Below are 19,241 nucleotides of genomic sequence, written 5' to 3'. Positions count from 1 at the left end.
AGCTCATGAATGCCGCTTTAAGCATACACTCGATGGATAAATCTGATCGCTTCATCACAGCTGAAAAATAAAATTAAACGATGAAAACACAAAGAATACTACATTGCATAAGCGTATTGGGCATTTTTCTCATCCTGCTCACGGCTTGTACCAAAATTGACTATACACAGATCGCTGAGCCTGCTTACTTAAGGGTGTTTAATAACATCAATTATGTGCAAACCATGGGCAGCAAAGATGATAAGGTACCTTATTTCTGTATGCTCATCAATCCAAAGACTGGAGCAGACGGGAAATTTACAGGAGCAGAAATCATAGGTGACTTTTTGGACAAGCGTGATCCTTATGCGCCACCTTATCCTTCACATATCGGCAACAGTACAAGCTTGAGTAATCCAGAATATCCGGGAAAAGAGAATGTACTGGTTGGCCCAGTTTTAAATGGATTTGATCTAAGCAGCTGGGCACAGATTCCATCTGGAGAAGTTCGTATTGTATTTGCTTACCGACCCAAAAATACAGTTCCTTTCTTTGAATTGGAGGAACGCTTAAGAAATGACATCCTGATAGATACGGTGATTAACCTGCAAAGTAAGGAGGTGTATACATTGCATCTGCTGCAAAAAGATTTTGTCAAGAAAGACCATGGGATTTTATTGAGGCAGGAAAACTTCCATAAACTCCCTTTATCGGATTCATTGGTCTACGTCAATTTTTACAATATGAGCGCAAAAGGATTTTGGGAAGCTGATGCCAGTTTAAAAGATGACGATTACAAACTCGCAAGTTTTAAGTATGGCATCAAGGATGAAATGAATGTGTATATGTCGCTTTATGAAAGTCAGGAAGAGTTGAGCCACTATGCCGCCACCGTAAAAGGATACCGCGGTAAGTTTATGTCCACAATTAGACGTAATACGAGCTCAGATGTTGTAAGTTCCTATGCGAGCTTTCCGCTATGGGCAAGTAATCATGCTAATGGCATTCGAACATCCATATGGGAACGGTTTGACTTTTTTGCGCCCGGAATGAATCCGGTTACAAATCCTTTTTACGATAGTGACCGCAATACAGGAAGCAATTGGGCTGTACTTAACTGTCTTCTGAATGGAAAAGTTGGATTAACAAGTAATGAAAATGGAACGCTTCTTCCGAATTTATTGGTCAATGTCCATTCCGGAAAAGACAACCCGCGCACTTTCGCCACGGTCAATACGATTGAAGTTGTTAATGGTCGAGTGTACTTAACGACAATACAACGGAAATATGCACCTCCTATCTACTAAACATAAGCAAAGATGAATCGAAATATAAAATATAAGATGTCTCAGATGAGGTTTATAGGCTGCTTTTTTGTATACCTGTTTATTTCTATCTTACAAAGTTGCAAACATGACAATCTTACTATGCCTGTACCGAATGAAAATATACGGCCGGCAGCAGATTTTATTCATAATAATTACGAAATGCGCCTATTTGATGCTGCGCTCCAAAAGACAGGCATGGCTATGGAGCTCAATGAAGCGGGACCATTTACAGTGCTCGTACCCAATGATCTTGCATTTAATGAAATAGGGATATTTAGGCCAACTGATTTTGACAAGATGAATAAAGATAGTCTGCGACGGATGATTGCCTACCATATTCTTCCGCGCCGTCTTTACCTACGTGATATTCCAAGTAACGCTGTCGATTTTCGGTATGCAACCCTTGAGGGGTCAGAATTATATGCTTCCATAGGTTCGATCATGCCAGGGGCAACTTCACCATCCAACATGTTGTTTTTCAGCGGTGCAAAGGCAATCCGTAAGGACGTGGTTCTGTCGAACGGTGTCCTGCATGTGCTTGATAAGCTGATGAAGCCCCAGTTTGAAAAAAATATTCAGGAATGGTTGAGTGATAAAAAGGAATATACGGTGTTTGTAGCCGGATTGAAGAAATTCGGTCTGTGGGATCAACTTGCTGAAAAAGGTCCATTTACGGTGTTCGCACCAACGAATGAGGCGCTGGAAAAGAAGGGAATTACAATGGGCTTTTTGGATAGTGCCGTGCCTCAAAGATATATAGCTGAGGTATTATTCGGTGCCTATATCATGTATGATAAACATTTTTTTATCTCGGATTCGCAAGTGTTCAGCATTATTAATTCGAACGGTTCGTATAACTATCATTTGAAAGATAACATTCATTACATGGAATACTTTGCGAATGAGGCCTATCCGACCTGGAAAATGAGTTACTATATGAAGCTCAGAAGTAACGATACATTTTATTCAATTATCCTGGCGGATATAAGTTATTCGGTCGGGGCTAAAATGGACTATTTGTGTAGTAATGGTGTGGTACATGATTTGGATCAAGGCTTAGTAAGTCCTGATCAGGTTATTAAAAAGGAAGAAAATGAAAAATAAATCAATTAAGGTCACTCGACATATCGTACTGATGTGGGTTGCGGGTTTATTTCTGATCTTATCTTGCCGTAAGACCGAATTTATGCCTGACATTGTAGGTGAACAGGTTCCTTATCAAAACGAGGCAACACAAGATATAGGCCAATTACTGGCTAAACATAGCGAGACGACAGTATTTTTGGCAGCCTGGCAAAAAAGTAATATCTCAGCACTTATTAAAGCGCAAGGTATTCATACGAAAGTCACGGTTTTGGCTTCAACTGACAAAGCCCTCAAGCAAGCCGGAATAACAGCGGAGACTATTCAAAAAATGACAACCGAAGAACTTAACGAGTTTATTCAGTTTTATTGCTTTTGGGGCGAGCTTGATCAGGCTAAACTTGGTAAATATAGTTTAATGGTCCGTTCGATGTTGAAAGATTCAAAATTTCGAGTTCCCTTTTATGATAATGAGGAACCTATAGGCCGACGCTATGATCTGTATTATTATCGGCATTACCTGGCTACAAAAGATGGAAATCTGCTTGTCAATGGTCAATCTGTAGGCAAATTAATTTACGAACCCGCAACAGATGGGGGGATCTATTTCATGGGAAAATCTGTCCAAAAACCTACGATGACCATATTGGATGCATTAAAAGCAGATGGAAGGTTTACCTTTTTTATCGAATCCCAGCGATTGGCGGAGGAGGCATTTTTTGAGAAAATGTTGGATGATATTGAACCATTATGGGGTTATCGAATGAGCAAAGAGGAGTTTTTAAGCTATTATCCCGATGCCAGGGCACCTTATACCCGTGGCTGGGCGGCGGAAAGCGATCCTATTTACGAAAATGAGGCCAATCTGACCTTGACCGCAACATTTGCACCTACGGATGATGCCTTTAAACGGGCGGGATTTAACAGTGTACAGGATATTTTAGCGTTCAATGCCAAAAGGGGAGATGTGAGATATGATGAATTATACTTTGAGCCCCGTGGAGCCTATCCGATGGATACTCTGTTCAGCTATCATCGCAATTGGGGAAGGATAGTGGCGACAAAGGATCCGGCATATGGTATGGCGATGGGTAATAACACTGTATTTTATAGCAATGACCTGGATCCTGTATTGTTAAACGATTATTATGTGAATATCGGCGGTTCAGGGCAAGTTCAATATGCTTATAAAATGCCATTCGCCTTTTCCCGGAATGAGAACCAGATCCAGATGAAGATAAAAAATGCAGAACAGGCGCCGGCCAATATGGTGGAGACGGATATCAATACCATCAATGGACCTATTCACGTACTTGATAATTTGTTAGTTCCGAAAGGTTTTAAACTTAAATAGAGATGAGACAATATAAATTTAGCGCTAGCAGATATGTAATGCTTTTGCTGATCAGTAGCCTAACATTTGCCTGTAAAAAGGAGGACAGTGCTGTTGGCTTCGATAATAACAGTGTGAATCTTGTCGTTGCTGATAATTTTAATTTATCGGCGTTTAATGCTGCTTTGCGTGTAAGCAATATGGATAAGGAACTGAAAACAGGTAAGGGACCTTATACCTTACTTGCACCGTCAGATGATGCTTTCGCCAACGCAGGGTACACCAGTGTCGTGGAAATATTAGCTGAGCGAGCTTCGATCATTGCGGACATTGCCAATTATCACCTACTGGACGGGAAATATGAATTGGATAAACTGCCATTTTTATTTAATCAAGAGCTGCAAACACGAAAAGGTAAAGTTTATGCCACACATTGGGTCAAAGGCGCAGATACGGTACTCACATTAAATGGTGCCCGTATTTTGACCCAAAATTTGCCAGCCTCGAATGGACTGGTACAGGTCCTCGACCGGGTGATGACGCCTTATGTACATGATAAGATTGTGGACGCGATCAATGCAGATGCAAGCATCAGCATATTTGCCCGAGCTGTCAAAAGAACTGCTGTGTTATCGGATAAAGGTAATCAAGGGCCTTATACCGTTTTCGCGCCAATCAATACGGCGATGGCGAAACTGGGATTCGCTTCGGTACAAGAGGTTGACAAAGCAGGTTTGGCAGAGTTGAAACAAGTAGTCAACTATCATATCGTTCGCGATCGCCGCTTTGTATACGATTATATTTTAAGTACAGGTAACACAAATTTATCTAAGCAAACGATGCTGGATGGAAATAGTATTCAAATAAGATTGATTCCCAATGTAAACTCCCCGGGATCATTTACGGGCATCGCACTCCGTGGCCTGGGTAATACCAGTGACGTCCTCCTGCATAAACAGGATATATTAACTGGTGAGGGGGTACTGCATATTGTCGATCAGGGCTTGCAGATTACACAATAATAAAAAAGTTTTATCTCACGATTTAGGAAAACAAGAAATGAATAGATATCAATATGACAATATATGCATAGGAAGATCAATCGGGATCGCCTATCCGCTATTGTCAACACTCAAGTTAATTTTCCTCTTTTTACTTCTCGTGCAAGGATTTGTTTCTTCGGCACAGGAAACGTCAGGTGCACTCATCGGAAAGGTTCAAAATAGTGCTGGAAGCGCTGTCGAGAAAGCGACAGTTACTGTTGTACACACCCCCACAGGCACGCGTTACGTACAGTCCACAGATAAAGATGGACATTTTACTTTGAACAATATTCGTACCGGTGGGCCGTATACAGTGGATGTGAGCAGTGTAGGGCTTCAGGCCGATCACAGAGAGGATATCTTTGTGCGCCTGGGAGAAGCTTTGCAAATTGACTTTATCCTGCAACAGCGCACAGAAACCCTTGGTGAAGTTGTCATAACAGGCCGAAAACGGGAAACTAGGGCCGGTACAGTAGGAACAGGGAGTCATATTAGCCGTGAACAGGTACGAAATATGCCAACAGCAAATCGTTCGATTACGGATGTGACTAGACTAACACCACAGGGAAGCCGGGATAATAGCTTTGGCGGAACTAACTTCAGGTATAATAATGTGACGGTGGATGGCGCTGTCAATAATGATGCGATAGGTTTTAGCCCTTCTCTAGGTGGACAGACCGGTACTTCCGGAATGGCAGGAAGCAGTACGCGGACTAATCCGATATCGATTGATGCTATCCAGGATATGCAGGTGTATCTAGCTCCTTATGACGTCAAAATTGGGAATTTTACGGGTGGATCTGTCAATGCCGTAACACGGAGTGGGACGAATCAGGTCGAGGGTTCGGTGTACGCTTATGGACGTAATGCCGCGCTTACTGGGAAAGATCGTGTGGGAACGCTAGGGAAAATGAATAAAGATTTTTATGACTATCAAACGGGATTTCGAATTGGGTTTCCGTTGATAAAAGATAAGTTGTTTTTCTTCAGCAATGAAGAGCTGACACGACGTCAAGATCCTACACAACTGCGTGTAGGAACGGTTGAAACGGCCCATATTCTGGATTACGCTGATGTCGAGGCGATAAAAACGGCGGCGCAGTCGCGTTACGGAGATATTTTTAATATCGGAACAGCTGATAATTATACCAACTGGTCACGTTCAACCAAATTCTTTAACCGCTTGGACTGGAATATCAATGCCTTGCATCAGCTGGCTATTCGTAACAATACGATCTTCAGCAAAGCGACACATATGGACAGGGATCAGCAAGATTTTCGTTTCAGTGGAATGGCATTTGAACAGGAAAATAACCAAACGAGTACTGTGGCAGAATTAAAGAGTAGATTTAGTAACAATCTCTCCTCCAATATTGTATTGGGGTATACGCAGGTAAACGACCGTCGTGACCCGCTGAGTGACCCTTCTTTGCCTCAGGTGCAGATTCAGGGACGTACACCAGGAACAACAATCTATCTCGGAACTGATCGCGAAGCCAGTATTTTTAATATGCGACAAGGGACATGGGAGATTACAGCAAACCTGAACTGGACGAAAGGTAGACATAAGTTTTTGTTTGGAACACATAATGAACTTTATCGTATTCGGTATGGTTTTGTCAACGGTTGGAATGGTCGTGTGGATTACAACAGTATTGCCGATTTTGTTGCCAATGTACCTTATCGTGTTAGAGGGAGCTATAATTATACAGACAATACACGATCCTATATTTTAGATCATCCCGCAGCGGATTTCTCGGTCAATATGTATAGTCTGTATGTTCAGGATGAAATCCGTGTAAATGATCATTTACAAATTATCCCTGGACTTAGAGCAGATTTAGCTAGCCTACCCGATATGCCAACGTTAAGTGACAAAGTCAGCGATATGTGGGCGGATCCTGGTTTTGGGACAAGTTATACATACACCCCTGCCAATCGCCTTAGAAACGAATTTTTAAATAAAATCCAACTTTCCCCACGTATTGGGTTTCGATGGGAAGCAATGGACAACCGACAGTTGGTCATAAGAGGAGGGACCGGATTATTTACGGGACGTATACCATTTGCCTGGCTCGCCTATGCTTATTACAATACGGGTGACAGTTATGGCGCATTTGATCAAAAAGCAGATCAAAAACCTTTTGCTCCGGGCTCTGATCCCATTAAACCTAGCCAGAATGGGATAGGTGACTTTATTGGACAAAACGGTGCCATAATCAATGATCCAAGCACGGGTAAGACACAGGTAGACTTGGTTGATAATAATTTTGTACTGCCGCAAGTTCTACGGTCAAGTTTAGGGATAGACTATCAGGCGGAAGGCTGGAAATTCACACTGGAGGGTATTTATACAAAAAATATAAAAGATGTATTATTCCAACAGCTAAATAATAAAGATAATCCGTTATGGTATGGATATGATATCGGCAAGCAGCAACCTGTTTACAGTGGTACTGTTGATAATCGTTTTTCAAATGTTTATCTGTTGAGCAATACCAGTCAAGGCTATCGGTATAGCATCACAGGGACGATCGGGAAAACGATCAAAGAAAAGCTGAATGCGACTTTGAGCTATACCTACGGTCAGTCCAAAGATTTGAGCAATGGGGTCCGTAATTCTATGGAGAGTAATTGGCAGCTCAATCAATCGTTAATTCCGAACAATCCGAAATTGGCCTATAGTAACTTTGATATACGTCACCGCATCGTTTCAAGCATAAATTATGAGCAAGTATGGCACAGTGCTGGGCGGACAAGTTTTACCTTATATTTTAGTGCACAATCAGGTAGCCCATTTACCTATGGTATTGTCAACAATAGTATCCAAGGCTTGCCACAGCAGGTCAGTTTGGTTTACATTCCGAGACAGACAGAGGCAATACATTATTTCAAGGATATCCCCGGCGGAATGTCTGCTCAACAACAGGCAGACGCTTTTAATAAATTTATTGATGGTAACGCGTACCTAAGCTCCCGCAGAGGTGATTTTACAGAACGAAACATGGGACGTACGCCATGGAATCTGCAGGCTGATCTACGTGTTGCACACGATTTTTTTGTTCAAAAGTCAAAAAAGCAATTTATCACCTTTTCGGTGGATGTCATGAATTTGACAAATCTGATCTATAGAAAATGGGGCGTTCAATACTTCTCGCCAAATACGTTTAATTCGACGAGTAGTGTAGGACTGACGCCGTCATTGTTTCCACCGAGGCAAAATGCAGATAACTGGCCTGTATTTACATTCAGCGATCCGGGGCAGCCCTATAGCATAGATTATTTTAACTCAAGGGCGCAGATACAGTGTGGCGTTCGCTATACTTTCTAATTTAAAAGGTGCTATCATGATAGTTAAGATCATAAAGAGTGAAACAATGAATCGAGCAATGAGGCTCAAGAAATAAGGTGTAAAAAAAGAATTTATTCCCATGAAAAATATAGTGAAACTAACGATGATATGTATATCAATGGTGATTGCATTAATCGGCTGTAGTAAAAAAGAGGAATTGATAGAAAAGGAGGTGGCGAAAGTAAACAGCTATTACCCTAATTCAGGTAAGGCAGGGACATTGGTTACGATTGAAGGACAGGGCTTCGGCAGTTCGATCACTGAATTTACGGCGACAGTCGCTGGGAACCCGGCGGAGGTGATCAGCGCGACTCCTACCTCTGTTGTGTTGCGTGTGCCGAAAGGTGATAAAAGCGGAACAGTTATATTGAAGTATGGCAGCAATAGCTTCGATGTCGGCACATATACTTATCAAGACTTGTCTGTAGCGAAAGTTTTTCCGACGAATGGTACCGGTGGAACCCAATTGCGGATTGATGGTGAGGGGTTTGGCAGTACGGATACGCCGGCAGAGGTTTACGTTAATAGCAAAAAGGCATTGGTGGTGAGTGTTACCGATAAGGTCATCATTGCTGAAGTACCAGAAGATGCTGGATATGGTGCTGTAGAAGTACGCGTAGACGGAAAAAAATCCCAGGGTCAAAATTTTACCTATCAGGTTATTCGGAGCATCAAACCAACAACTGGTGGAGCAGGGACAAAGGTAACGTTGACCGGTGAGGGCTTTGAGAAACTGAATTCGGGCAATGTGGTTGATTTTAACGGTAAAATTGCTGTTGTCCTAGAGTCCAGTCCTGAAAAAATTGTTGTTGTTGCACCAGCTGGAGTGGGAACGGGGCTTTTGTCCGTCAATATCAATGAACAGAAAATATCAGGACCAACATTTACTGTTGTTGGTAAACCAATCATTGACGCTGTTTCACCTTTAAGTGGTCCAAAAGGGGCTGAAATGACGATTAACGGACTATTATTTAGTAAGGTACTGGACGAAAATCAGGTATTTATCAATGGAAAGCAGGTCGCTATTTCTTCAAGTAGTGAAAATCAGATTAAACTGACCATTCCCGGTGGAACAGGATCGGGCAAGGTAAAGGTTGTTGTCAATGATCAATCGGTCGAAGGCCCACAGTTCAAAGATCAGACATTGGGGATACGTTCAATGAGTCCGGACAATGGTCTGGCAGGGACAAGTGTTACGATTATGGGAACTGGTTTTAGTACAAATCCGGTAGAAAATCTCGTTTATTTTAACGGAGTTTTGACGCGAGTAAGCAGTGCTAGTGAGAATCAATTGGTACTGGAAGCACCACAGGGAGTAACGACAGGTCAGGTGAAAGTTGTCGTTGGCAGCCAAGAAGCTTTGGCACCGCGACCATTCCGTAGGGCAGGAATAATGACCTTGGCAGGTGGCCCAGGAATGACCACTTTTGGCAATAACATGGCTGGAATGGCAATTGATCAACAAGGCTATATCTACGTCACAGATCCAGAGAATAAACAAGTGAAGAAGGTATCGCCTACAGGGAATGTTTCCATCCTGCAGGTTGATGGCGCCAACGCAATTTTTGATTATCCGTCAGGAATAGCAATTGACCAGCAAAATAATATCTACGTCAGCGATCAACGAGCAAATCAGATCTTTAAAATTACGCCTGCAGGTAAACGTACAGTACACGCAAGCGGATTTTCGCCGACAGCCATGTGTATAGACTTATCAGGAAATTTGTATGTCTCGGTTGCTGGATTTGGATTGGGGATCAACAAAGTCAATAACACTGGAAGTTATACAAGGGTAACGGGACCATCCTGGGTGTTGGGCAAACCCTTTGTGGATAGTCAGGGCTACCTGTATTATTCCGATCAGAATACAAGCAGCAACAATGGGATTGAAATAGTGAAACCGGGTGATAACCGCGGGGTAATATTTGTTGGAAATCCGGATGCTGGATACGGAGATGGCATAGGAACTGCCGCAAAGTTTAATGGTATCGGTGGAATTAGCCCTGGCCTGAATAACCGATTAATCGTCGCTGATAACAATAATTTTGCGATTCGTGAAGTCAATATGAGCACGAGGGAGGTTACGACTTTGATAAAATCAAGCTATGGTTATGTAGACGGTAATTTAGCAACGGCGAAATTTACATTGGTAAAGGATGTTGTGGTGGATAAAGAGGGTAATATTTACCTTATGGATGTGGCGAATAAAGCGATTCGGAAATTGTTCCTAAAATAAAAATGTATATCCCCGATGTGTTAATATTGTTCTCAAAAAGTTAAGTTCTTTTTTGAAACGATATAAAATAAGCATCGGGGATTTTTGTTAATTACTTTCTATGGTGCGTAAAAAATCGCCATAGAAATCGGGAATATCACTGTGATAAATAGCCGCTGCGACTTCCTCAATTGGATAATCTACTTTAACTATTTTGGCTTCTATGTTTTCTTCTGTCAGCGTCACTAAGGTATAGGAAGCCTTTCTGTCTTTTTCTTTGCTTCGGCCGACAGAGCCACAATTGATAAACAGGACTTCTTCAGTCCGTTGGACATAGGAGTGATGGGTATGACCCATGACCAGGATATCAATGGCTCTTTCGCGCAATTGAACTGACAGGTCCGCTTTGGGTGTTGATTCATGAATGTATTCATCATTACTATGAAGACTGGCGTGCACAAGCAGGATCTTTCTAAGATGATTACCGACTTTGAACGTTAATTCAATATTGTAAGGTAATGTTGCCAGCCATTTTTTGTGAGCGGCTGTTATATCGTTTTTGCTGAGATTGATGGCGATGTCACGGTTTACTGTTTCGATCGCATCGTGGTGTGGTAAGGGAGTAATAGGCTCATCGAAGGCAATCCGCTGATCGTGATTTCCGAGTAAACAGGGGATATTTCTTTCCTGTATTCGGGCAATAACCTCATTTCCCCATGGGGCAAAATCGACCAGATCACCTAAACAGTAAATCTGTGTTACCCCGCTCTTTTTTATATCCGCTAGTACTTCATCCAATGCTACAATATTAGCATGTATATCACTTATTATTGCAAGTTGTATCTTCATCTATCCTACAAACTTAGCCATTCGAAGCGCAAATTAACAGTATGGTTATTGTTTTTAAAAAGAAAATGAAATTGGTATTATATTCATTAAGATGAACCATAAGTAATAGCAGCGAAAATAATATACAATATTTTAATAAGTATATATCCTGTATTATAACAGTAAGATATATACTTATTTTCTATTAAGATGATTAAAGATTCATACCACCAGATACTTCAATGCGTTGTCCATTGATCCATCGGGCATCCTCTGTACATAAGAAGGCTACAACTCCACCAATGTCGTCAGGTATACCAGCACGACCTAGGGCTGTTACACTCGCGATATGTGCATTGGTTTCTTTGTTGTCACGAACATGTCCGCCGCCAAAATCTGTTTCAATAGCTCCTGGGGCGACTACGTTCGCTGCAATACTACGAGGGCCTAGTTCCTTGGCAAGATATCTTGTCAAGACTTCGATGGCACCTTTCATCGAACCATAAGCAGAAGAACCAGGAAAAGCGAAACGGGCAAGACCTGAAGAAATATTAATGATACGTCCACCATCGTTTATAAAAGGAAGTGCTTTCTGGGTTAGAAAAAAGACACCTTTATAATGGATATTGTAAACTGCGTCAAATTGCTCCTCCGTGGTCTCCATAAAAGGGGCATATAATGCCGTTCCTGCATTGTTGATCAAAAAATCAAAATTCGATTGACCTGTTTGATTTTTGAGATGATCAGTTATTTGTGCTATAACCTTATCAAAGGATTTTATATCACCCGCATTGAATTGAAATGCAGCGGCATGCTGTCCTAAGGCCTCAATGGTAGACACAACATGATCTGCTTCCTCTTTATTGCTATGGTAAGTCAGTATGACATCAATTCCTTTTTTAGCAAGATTAATTGCCATGTTTCTTCCCAAACCCCGGCTTCCGCCAGTTACTAAAGCGATTTTATTTTTAGCCATTTTTATTTTGTTTTAAAATTTAATAAGACAAATTTCGCATGAAAAGTATCTGCTGAGTTTGTGAAAAGCAAATCAATATTTGCGAAATTCAAATTATAGCGGCTGAGAACGAAAATTGTTTGGCGAGAGCTTAGTCTGCTTTTTAAAGAAATTAGAAAAATGTGCTATTTCTTCGAAACCGAGCGAGTAAGCAATCTCGGAAATATTCCAGTCTGTTTGTTTGAGAAGAATTTTTGCCTCCTGCGTGATTCGGGCACTAATTATGTGGGTGGTTGTCTTCCCTGTATTGTCTTTCAGAATTTTATTCAGATGGTTCACATGGACTGCAAGGCGTTCGGCAAAATCATTTGCTGTTCGTAGCTGCAAACGCTGCATCGGAGATTCTACTGGGAACTGTCTTTCCAATAGCTCGATGAATAGGGAGGTAATTCTAGTGGCGGCATTATGGGTCGGGTTGCTGATGCCTTTCGGTTGTAGTTTCTGTCCATAATGAATAATTTCGAGCACATAATTCCTTAAAAGATCATATTTAAACACATAATCGGAAGATAACTCCTTATTCATTTTTTCGAAAATGTGTTCAATATCAAGACGCTGCTCCGGGGAGATCTGAAAAACGGGAAGTCCGCCCGGCTGAAAGATAGGCAGATCATCCAATACGACACCACTTTTATTTCGCGCTAGAAATTCATCAGTAAAAACACAAAAATAGCCTTGTTGATGTCCGTCTTTGGGTATCCAATGGTAAGGAACTTTCGGTGTTGCAAATACCAATGCAGATCCCTCAATTTCGATTACTTTATCAGCATATTCGGCTGTATTCTTTCCTGTAATTAAACTGATTTTGTAATAAGTTCGCTTATTGTAAGGCATGATGGGCTTCTCTTTCAACTTTGCAGCGAGCTCCTCGAAGCTAAATACGTTGAAGTGTCCGATCTCACGTGCTATTTCCTCGGGTATAGAAGCATTGATCTCATTGTAGAACTGTTCGATTGTAGTTGTTTTCATATCAATTACATTTGCAAGAATCAAATTTAGCTTTTTTTATTGACTAACTTCCAGTTTTCCTCATTTGGACAATACGGACAATTTTCATTTAAATGTCATTAGTCAAATTATATTTTGCACAATATAATTTTTCAATCTACATTTGTGTAGTAGAAACAAAAAAAACAAAATAAATATGAAAACGTTATATACAATCGGCGCTATAGCCACAGGAGGAAGAAACGGTCAAGTAAAAAGTGAAAATGCTGTATTGGACTTGGCGGTACGTATGCCGAAGGGTCTTGGCGGAGCAAATGATGATTATGCAAACCCAGAAATGCTTTTTGCAGCGGGTTATGCTGCCTGCTTTGATAGTGCCTTGAATTTGGTGATTAGACAAGAAAAGATAAAAACAGGTGAAACAACTGTTACCGCCCAGGTGAGTATTGGTCAATTAGAAAATGGTGGTTTTGGACTTGCCGCGGAGTTGCATGCCAATATCCCTGCGGTTAGTTTGAATGTAGCACAACAACTGATTGAAAAAGCACATCAGGTATGTCCGTATTCTAATGCGACCAGAGGTAATATCGATGTGAAGTTAACCGTATCAAATAACGAATAATATATGAATCATATTGCCACAGTGCTTACTGTACTTGTATTAATAGAACATATTTACATTGTGTGGATGGAAATGTTCGCATGGGAAACTGCTGGAAGGCGTAGTTTCGGTAAAGCGCTACCAAGCGAGCTATTTAAACCTACAAAAGGGCTTGCTGCCAATCAGGGCCTATATAATGGCTTTTTGGTCGCCGGTTTGGCTTGGTCATTTTTTATCAATGATCCGATCTGGAGTGACAATGTTCGCCTATTCTTTCTAGGCTGTGTTCTTGTTGCCGGCATTTTCGGAGGTATCACAGCAAGTAAAAAGATATTCTTTGTACAGGGAATTCCGGCATTGCTAGCAATATTATTCGTTCTTTTTTCAAAATAAACAAACAATTAAATGTCATTAATAACAGATTTACAATGGAGACATGCTGTGAAAGCGTATGATCCGACAAAAAAGGTTACTCAAGAAAATATAGATAAGATATTGGAGGCAGCTCGTTTTGCGCCAACATCATCGGGTTTACAACCTTTTAAAGTATTGGTAGTTGAAAATCAAGCTTTGAAAGATGAATTAGCAAAAGGAGCCTTAAATCCAGAATGTATGCGAGAATGTTCCCATGTGCTGATTTTTGCAGCTTGGGATAAATACACCGAAGAGCGCATTGATAAAGTATATGATTTCACTACAGATGAGCGAGATTTACCTCGTGGCCGCTTTGGATCGTATACAGATAAGTTGAAATCCATTTATCTAAATGAAGCTGCGGAACGTAATTTTGCTCATACAGCACGACAAACTTATATTGCTTTAGGTTTAGCTCTGGCACAAGCAGCAGAACTCAGGGTTGATTCCACTCCAGCGGAAGGCTTTGATAACAAAGTAGTAGATGAAGTATTGCAATTGGAAAAACTTGGATTGAAAAGTGTATCATTAATGTATGTTGGTGTTGCAGATACTTCCCGTGACTGGATCTCTACAATGAAAAAAGTCAGAATGCCGAAAGAAGAATTTGTTGTTGAGTATAAATAGAAACATTATATACTTCAAACTATAGAAAACAATATCTTTGTAAGATGGATGATTTATTGAAACTGGACAAACAATTATGTTTTTCCGTATATGTTCTGCATCGCGAGATTATGCAGCACTATCGCGGTATTCTAGCAGAAGTAGATTTGACTTATCCACAATATATCACAATGATGGCTTTATGGGAAAATAACGAACAAACCGTAAACCAATTAGGGGAGAAGTTATTTTTGGATAATGGTACCCTTACACCACTGCTGAAACGATTGGAAAGCAAGGCGCTACTTACCCGCACGCGCAGTAAGACGGATGAACGAGTGGTAAAGATTCGTCTCACAGATCTGGGCTTGCAATTGAAAGAAAAAGCGGGCTGTATTCCGATGCAGATTTTTGAAGCTTTAAAACTGGATTATTCAGATATGCAACAGCTTAAAGCTTTGGCAGATAAAGTCGTCGCTAACGCGGGAAATGGCTAACATTTTAATGATAGATTTATTTTATCACAATTTCGTTGTTTTTAAGAAGAATAGGTTATTTTTAGCACATTCTAGGAGTATTTAAATTTCATAGGAAGAATGCGTTTAATAATAATTGCCGTTTATTGTGTTTTGTTGGTTCTCTCGTTTGCAAGCTGTGAGGAAAAGAGGCGGGATGCAGAGTTATTAAAGAAGTATGTTGCTTATAGTAATCGCGATAGTGCTCAACTGGAACTTGATCTCTTTGAAAGCCGTTTTCATGGAAAGTTACGTTTTTATAGACCCGGTGGTGAAATTGACTCGGGAGAGGTTCGGGGGAATATCAAAAATGATACCCTGAGCGGTGATTATTACTATACGCCGTTCGGCTGGGGACAGAAAAAAAGGAGACCCTTTATTTTGCTTAAGAAAGGGTCTCAATATATTTTAGGAACTGGTACCGAACAAGAATATATGGGCATTCCTCATTATATACCATCGACAATCAATTTCCAAGAGACTAAATTTATTTTCAGGGAGGTAGCCCATTAAGATGCCCAGTTGAAAGTAACGATTTACATAATACTTTTCAACTTAATATATTGTAAGAGCATGATAGTCTTGCCATCCTTGATTTCACCGCTTTCGATCATAGCTAAAGCATCATCAATATTAATTTCTAGGATTTCAATATTTTCCTCCTCTTCCTGTAAACCTCCTCCATCACTAACCTTCATATTGTTCGTATACTCCGCGATAAAGAAATGTAGAATTTCGGTAACCGAGCCTGGGGACATATACGCTTCAAATATTTTTTTTGCTTCCTTGATCTGATAGCCAGTTTCTTCTTCTGTTTCTCTGCGGATACAATCTTGTGGCGAGTCTTGATCTAACAAACCTGCACAAGCCTCTATTAACATTCCAGATTCATTCCCATTTATATATGTTGGAATTCTAAACTGTCTTGTCAGTATAACGGTTCTGGATATTGTGTTATAAAGTAGTATTACAGCACCATTTCCACGATCGTAAGCTTCTCGACTTTGTTGTTGTACTGTTCCGTCCGGCTTTGTATATTGATAGGTGATTTTTTTTAAGGTATACCAATTATCCGATAGAATCTCTGTTTTTACAATTTCAATATCTTTGATTGTCATTTTTAGTGCGTTAAGGTCAAGCTATAAAAGTAAGTATTACAGCCCATATTATTTTATTTTAACCCATCTTCCAATACCTTCTTGTTTAACTTAAATTCCCTATAACCAAACGCACCGGATTTATAGCCAATAACAGCACCAAATTCGATGTCATTTGTTGAAGAAGATTTGGCAAACACAGCCGAGCGATATACATTTGATGAAGCTAAAGGTGTTTCAAATACACGGAAATGTATTCCATCCTTTGAATAGGCGAGATAATTCAAGTCTGAGGAGTATCTATCCACATTTCCTATAGCGAGACATAGAAAATAATAACCGTCAATATAGGCAGCTTGCAGATGCCAGGTCGAATAACTTTTATTTAATTCAAGCCAAGGTTTATTGATTAATTTAACTTGTCTACTATTTCTATAGGCTGTAAAGTCCAGTCCATTGGATGACGAACGCAGTAAGATGTTTGTCATGATAGGAGATTGATAGGTTGGCTTAAAATCTACTTCGTAGCTAAACATCTCATTCTCATTTCTAACAAAAGAAGGTGATATGATATGATTGTCCTGAATAGAAGCTGGTTCATTGCTCGTGTATACAACTTCAAGGGGAGTCCAATGAATTCCATCGATCGAAGTTTGCCTAACAACGACACGCTCGGCTTCTTGATTTAGTTTTCTCGTATTATTATTGCTCTTTGCACCCCATTGTCTTAAAATTTTATTGGAAAAGAAACATCCTCTATAATATAATTCAAACTCCTTTCCATTAAAGTTCCAATCGACATCAGACCAGTAGCCTTGGTTGGGTATGCCACTCGGAGGAATATAGGAATCTTCTAAAGCAGGACGACGTTGTATGGGATTGGATAACCCTGTTGGCGTGATCCATTCTTTGCCGTCATTTGATACCACAATACTGGGATTTTCGTATAAAGATGCAGCTCGATCAGAACCTAATATACCAAAATAGGGTGTAAAGACCATCCAATATTTGTATCCGTTGAAGCCTTTTGGGAAATACTCAACATCAGGATGACAATAACTTGCATTTTTACCAGATATATCCTGGATCAATTCAGGACGTGAAGATCCAGGCTCATTCGCATTGGCTATACTACTAATCTTTATTGAAGCCAAATTATCTGTAAATCCTGCTGGAATAGGCATTTTGCTTCTATCAATTGGTTCGGGATCTACTGGAGTGATACCAGATGGAATGTCTTTTTTACATCCAATAAGCAACAATAAACCTAAAAAGAAATAGGTGGATCTCTTGAAAAACATTGTCGAACAATAAAAATATGAAAATGTAGATACGGTAATTTTTTGGTATTACTTTCCCTGTTAATTTTAACTTAGCCAAGACAAAATTGATGTATTTTTTTTATTTCTCAAAATATATTTTTTAGGCATTATGATTAAATTTATTTCACTAATTAATTCATTTTTAGTGTTGTGTATTAATTTGTTTTTAAATATTTTCGTTGCCACGGCTTTTACGCTATTGTTTACAGGGAAGATTCCAATAATGCAAGTTGGTTGTTTTGATCGAGTTCCTTCATCTGAGATTCTGCTAAGTTTGCCGGATAAGGAGACTCTGGTATGGAATTGTCATTTTGTTTCAATGGAAATAGGGTGAGAATGTATTCAGCAAGGTTTTATAAAAGCTATTTGATTATGCTAACCAAATAGAGTGTGAGGAGAAAAAATACGCTCAATATTGTGATAAAACAGCTCAGATTATTTTTTACGGAACTTATTTATGAGCAGTCTGCCAAATACAAAGTAGAGCAAAAGCACAGCTAGGCTACCAAGTATAGCAGGATTTGTAAAGATATTCGTTATTCCATATTGATGAGAGAAGAGCCATACTGCAATAATGAACTGGAAAAGAGCATAGCAGATATTGCCTGTTGGTGAATAACCAAAAAGTCCTAAAAAACGTATTTTGGCGATCCCAAAAATGAAGTGCGGTATCGCATTCGCTATCAAAACAGCGATAAGAAAATCTATATAAAACATTGTTTTATTCTTTTTTCATTATTCATAAAAAATGTCAATGACGGTATTTGAAAGGCAAAGCATTCTTCCTCTTTTACAATTTCATATAATGTATGACTTTTGAAAAAGTCAATTTTTAAGGGTTTGATCTCCTTTATATCAAAAGCGAGTGAAATGTTGGCAATATGTGACGAATTCAGATCCTGAGATGTTAATGCACGATTTTGAAGAATAATTTTTTCAAGAAGCTCGCTGGGATGAGTTGATATATACTGAAAATCGTTGGGAATTTTCCATTCTTCAACTGAATGGCAAATGACTTCCAGATCTGGCGCATTGCTGGTGCCGGGATCTATTTTTGTATGAATATGATCATCAATATATTGATGGCTAAATGATAGGGGATGATGTGTATACATCATACTGCTAAATAGGCGACTGCCTAAACAGTAGAGGAAACTGCTCATACTATTGGAAACAAATAAGACCGTTGGTTCTTTAAATAGGTTAGTATCTGTTGCAATATAAAACCTCCAATTGCTTTGTAGGGGCGAACTATAAAATGATCTCAGTCCATCTGGTTGAGCTGGTCCGAAATGACCATGACGATAGGTCAAAATAGAAAATAGTACTTTCCCCTGAATAACATTCACTTGTAGCCCTTTGGGAATTATGTCTCGAATTTTTTCAAGAGGTATCATCCAGTTCAAATAAACGACATTCGTGATTTCACTCTTTAGTTTTACATCCGAAAATGGGGGCGGAAATATATTTTTTATTCTCTTTAGGAGGGAACCATTTAAAAGGCTTTCAATACAGGGAGAAAGTATATTTCTTTTTGATAAGCGAAACTCTTTTTTTGTCAA

At 39.8% G+C, this 19,241-nt stretch carries 17 protein-coding genes; 11 read left to right on the top strand and 6 right to left on the bottom strand.

The window, feature by feature from the left end; genetic code table 11:
- The first annotated feature begins 80 nt into the window (after window positions 1-80).
- The 6 genes from LC454_RS05630 to LC454_RS05605 all read left to right on the top strand — a co-directional run bounded on the left by LC454_RS05630 (window position 81) and on the right by LC454_RS05605 (window position 10,354).
- Complete coding sequence (locus tag LC454_RS05630) at window positions 81-1,286, top strand: hypothetical protein (protein WP_223580472.1); 1,206 nt, start codon at window positions 81-83, stop codon at window positions 1,284-1,286.
- Between the two features lie 120 nt (window positions 1,287-1,406).
- Window positions 1,407-2,411, top strand: a complete 1,005-nt coding sequence (locus LC454_RS05625) for a fasciclin domain-containing protein (protein ID WP_223580460.1) — start codon at window positions 1,407-1,409, stop codon at window positions 2,409-2,411.
- Window positions 2,401-3,744: a hypothetical protein gene (locus tag LC454_RS05620; protein ID WP_223580459.1), complete on the top strand. Its 1,344-nt coding sequence runs from the start codon at window positions 2,401-2,403 to the stop codon at window positions 3,742-3,744. The genes LC454_RS05625 and LC454_RS05620 overlap by 11 nt, the downstream gene beginning before the upstream one ends.
- Window positions 3,745-3,746: 2 nt before the next feature.
- Window positions 3,747-4,745 (top strand): fasciclin domain-containing protein, encoded by a 999-nt coding sequence (locus LC454_RS05615; protein WP_223580451.1) that lies wholly within the window; start codon window positions 3,747-3,749, stop codon window positions 4,743-4,745.
- A 37-nt stretch (window positions 4,746-4,782) separates the two neighbouring features.
- Window positions 4,783-8,097, top strand: coding sequence for a carboxypeptidase regulatory-like domain-containing protein (locus tag LC454_RS05610; protein ID WP_223580449.1), 3,315 nt, complete (start codon window positions 4,783-4,785; stop codon window positions 8,095-8,097).
- A 100-nt stretch (window positions 8,098-8,197) separates the two neighbouring features.
- The gene (locus tag LC454_RS05605; RefSeq protein WP_223580448.1) at window positions 8,198-10,354 is read left to right on the top strand and encodes an IPT/TIG domain-containing protein; all 2,157 of its coding nucleotides are present in this window, start codon (window positions 8,198-8,200) and stop codon (window positions 10,352-10,354) included.
- 87 nt (window positions 10,355-10,441) lie between these two features.
- Here LC454_RS05605 and LC454_RS05600 read toward each other — a convergent pair whose 3' ends face one another.
- The 3 genes from LC454_RS05600 to LC454_RS05590 form a co-directional block, all read right to left on the bottom strand.
- Entirely contained in the window at window positions 10,442-11,182 is a 741-nt protein-coding gene (locus LC454_RS05600; RefSeq protein WP_223580446.1) for a metallophosphoesterase family protein, read from the bottom strand.
- A 193-nt stretch (window positions 11,183-11,375) separates the two neighbouring features.
- Complete coding sequence (locus LC454_RS05595; RefSeq protein WP_223580444.1) at window positions 11,376-12,137, bottom strand: SDR family NAD(P)-dependent oxidoreductase; 762 nt, start codon at window positions 12,135-12,137, stop codon at window positions 11,376-11,378.
- 93 nt (window positions 12,138-12,230) lie between these two features.
- Window positions 12,231-13,145 (bottom strand): helix-turn-helix domain-containing protein, encoded by a 915-nt coding sequence (locus tag LC454_RS05590; protein ID WP_223580436.1) that lies wholly within the window; start codon window positions 13,143-13,145, stop codon window positions 12,231-12,233.
- Window positions 13,146-13,320: 175 nt separating this feature from the next.
- On the opposite strand from LC454_RS05590, the gene LC454_RS05585 reads away from it, so the two are divergent.
- The 5 genes from LC454_RS05585 (at window position 13,321) to LC454_RS05565 (ending at window position 15,773) form a co-directional block, all read left to right on the top strand.
- A complete protein-coding gene (locus LC454_RS05585; RefSeq protein ID WP_223580434.1) occupies window positions 13,321-13,746 on the top strand; it encodes an organic hydroperoxide resistance protein in 426 nt (141 codons plus the stop codon).
- Between the two features lie 3 nt (window positions 13,747-13,749).
- The gene (locus LC454_RS05580) at window positions 13,750-14,118 is read left to right on the top strand and encodes a DUF1304 domain-containing protein (protein ID WP_223580432.1); all 369 of its coding nucleotides are present in this window, start codon (window positions 13,750-13,752) and stop codon (window positions 14,116-14,118) included.
- 12 nt (window positions 14,119-14,130) lie between these two features.
- Window positions 14,131-14,766, top strand: coding sequence for a nitroreductase family protein (locus LC454_RS05575; protein WP_223580430.1), 636 nt, complete (start codon window positions 14,131-14,133; stop codon window positions 14,764-14,766).
- 44 nt (window positions 14,767-14,810) lie between these two features.
- Window positions 14,811-15,242 carry a MarR family winged helix-turn-helix transcriptional regulator gene (locus tag LC454_RS05570; RefSeq protein ID WP_223580428.1) on the top strand — a complete coding sequence of 144 codons (432 nt, stop codon included), beginning with the start codon at window positions 14,811-14,813 and terminating at the stop codon, window positions 15,240-15,242.
- A 99-nt stretch (window positions 15,243-15,341) separates the two neighbouring features.
- Window positions 15,342-15,773: a hypothetical protein gene (locus tag LC454_RS05565; protein WP_223580427.1), complete on the top strand. Its 432-nt coding sequence runs from the start codon at window positions 15,342-15,344 to the stop codon at window positions 15,771-15,773.
- Between the two features lie 23 nt (window positions 15,774-15,796).
- Here the strand turns inward: LC454_RS05565 and nudK are convergent, their stop codons facing one another.
- The 3 genes from nudK to LC454_RS05550 all read right to left on the bottom strand — a co-directional run bounded on the left by nudK (window position 15,797) and on the right by LC454_RS05550 (window position 19,241).
- Window positions 15,797-16,378 carry a GDP-mannose pyrophosphatase NudK gene (nudK, locus tag LC454_RS05560; protein WP_223580426.1) on the bottom strand — a complete coding sequence of 194 codons (582 nt, stop codon included), beginning with the start codon at window positions 16,376-16,378 and terminating at the stop codon, window positions 15,797-15,799.
- A gap of 53 nt (window positions 16,379-16,431) precedes the next feature.
- Entirely contained in the window at window positions 16,432-17,658 is a 1,227-nt protein-coding gene (locus LC454_RS05555; protein WP_223580425.1) for a hypothetical protein, read from the bottom strand.
- A gap of 725 nt (window positions 17,659-18,383) precedes the next feature.
- Window positions 18,384-19,241 carry a DUF2071 domain-containing protein gene (locus tag LC454_RS05550; protein ID WP_223580424.1) on the bottom strand — a complete coding sequence of 286 codons (858 nt, stop codon included), beginning with the start codon at window positions 19,239-19,241 and terminating at the stop codon, window positions 18,384-18,386.

Origin of the sequence: Sphingobacterium sp. GVS05A, assembly GCF_019969845.1 — a bacterium.
Taxonomy (GTDB): domain Bacteria; phylum Bacteroidota; class Bacteroidia; order Sphingobacteriales; family Sphingobacteriaceae; genus Sphingobacterium.
This window is presented reverse-complemented; position numbering and strand designations above follow the sequence as displayed.

What these genes read in the sequence shown, in the direction of transcription:
- LC454_RS05630 (WP_223580472.1), top strand. Translation starts at nt 81, where the DNA reads ATGAAAACACAAAGAATACTACATTGCATAAGCGTATTGGGCATTTTT.
- LC454_RS05625 (WP_223580460.1), top strand. Translation starts at nt 1,407, where the DNA reads ATGCCTGTACCGAATGAAAATATACGGCCGGCAGCAGATTTTATTCAT.
- LC454_RS05620 (WP_223580459.1), top strand. Translation starts at nt 2,401, where the DNA reads ATGAAAAATAAATCAATTAAGGTCACTCGACATATCGTACTGATGTGG.
- LC454_RS05615 (WP_223580451.1), top strand. Translation starts at nt 3,747, where the DNA reads ATGAGACAATATAAATTTAGCGCTAGCAGATATGTAATGCTTTTGCTG.
- LC454_RS05610 (WP_223580449.1), top strand. Translation starts at nt 4,783, where the DNA reads ATGAATAGATATCAATATGACAATATATGCATAGGAAGATCAATCGGG.
- LC454_RS05605 (WP_223580448.1), top strand. Translation starts at nt 8,198, where the DNA reads ATGAAAAATATAGTGAAACTAACGATGATATGTATATCAATGGTGATT.
- LC454_RS05600 (WP_223580446.1), bottom strand. Translation starts at nt 11,182, where the DNA reads ATGAAGATACAACTTGCAATAATAAGTGATATACATGCTAATATTGTA.
- LC454_RS05595 (WP_223580444.1), bottom strand. Translation starts at nt 12,137, where the DNA reads ATGGCTAAAAATAAAATCGCTTTAGTAACTGGCGGAAGCCGGGGTTTG.
- LC454_RS05590 (WP_223580436.1), bottom strand. Translation starts at nt 13,145, where the DNA reads ATGAAAACAACTACAATCGAACAGTTCTACAATGAGATCAATGCTTCT.
- LC454_RS05585 (WP_223580434.1), top strand. Translation starts at nt 13,321, where the DNA reads ATGAAAACGTTATATACAATCGGCGCTATAGCCACAGGAGGAAGAAAC.
- LC454_RS05580 (WP_223580432.1), top strand. Translation starts at nt 13,750, where the DNA reads ATGAATCATATTGCCACAGTGCTTACTGTACTTGTATTAATAGAACAT.
- LC454_RS05575 (WP_223580430.1), top strand. Translation starts at nt 14,131, where the DNA reads ATGTCATTAATAACAGATTTACAATGGAGACATGCTGTGAAAGCGTAT.
- LC454_RS05570 (WP_223580428.1), top strand. Translation starts at nt 14,811, where the DNA reads ATGGATGATTTATTGAAACTGGACAAACAATTATGTTTTTCCGTATAT.
- LC454_RS05565 (WP_223580427.1), top strand. Translation starts at nt 15,342, where the DNA reads ATGCGTTTAATAATAATTGCCGTTTATTGTGTTTTGTTGGTTCTCTCG.
- nudK (WP_223580426.1), bottom strand. Translation starts at nt 16,378, where the DNA reads ATGACAATCAAAGATATTGAAATTGTAAAAACAGAGATTCTATCGGAT.
- LC454_RS05555 (WP_223580425.1), bottom strand. Translation starts at nt 17,658, where the DNA reads ATGTTTTTCAAGAGATCCACCTATTTCTTTTTAGGTTTATTGTTGCTT.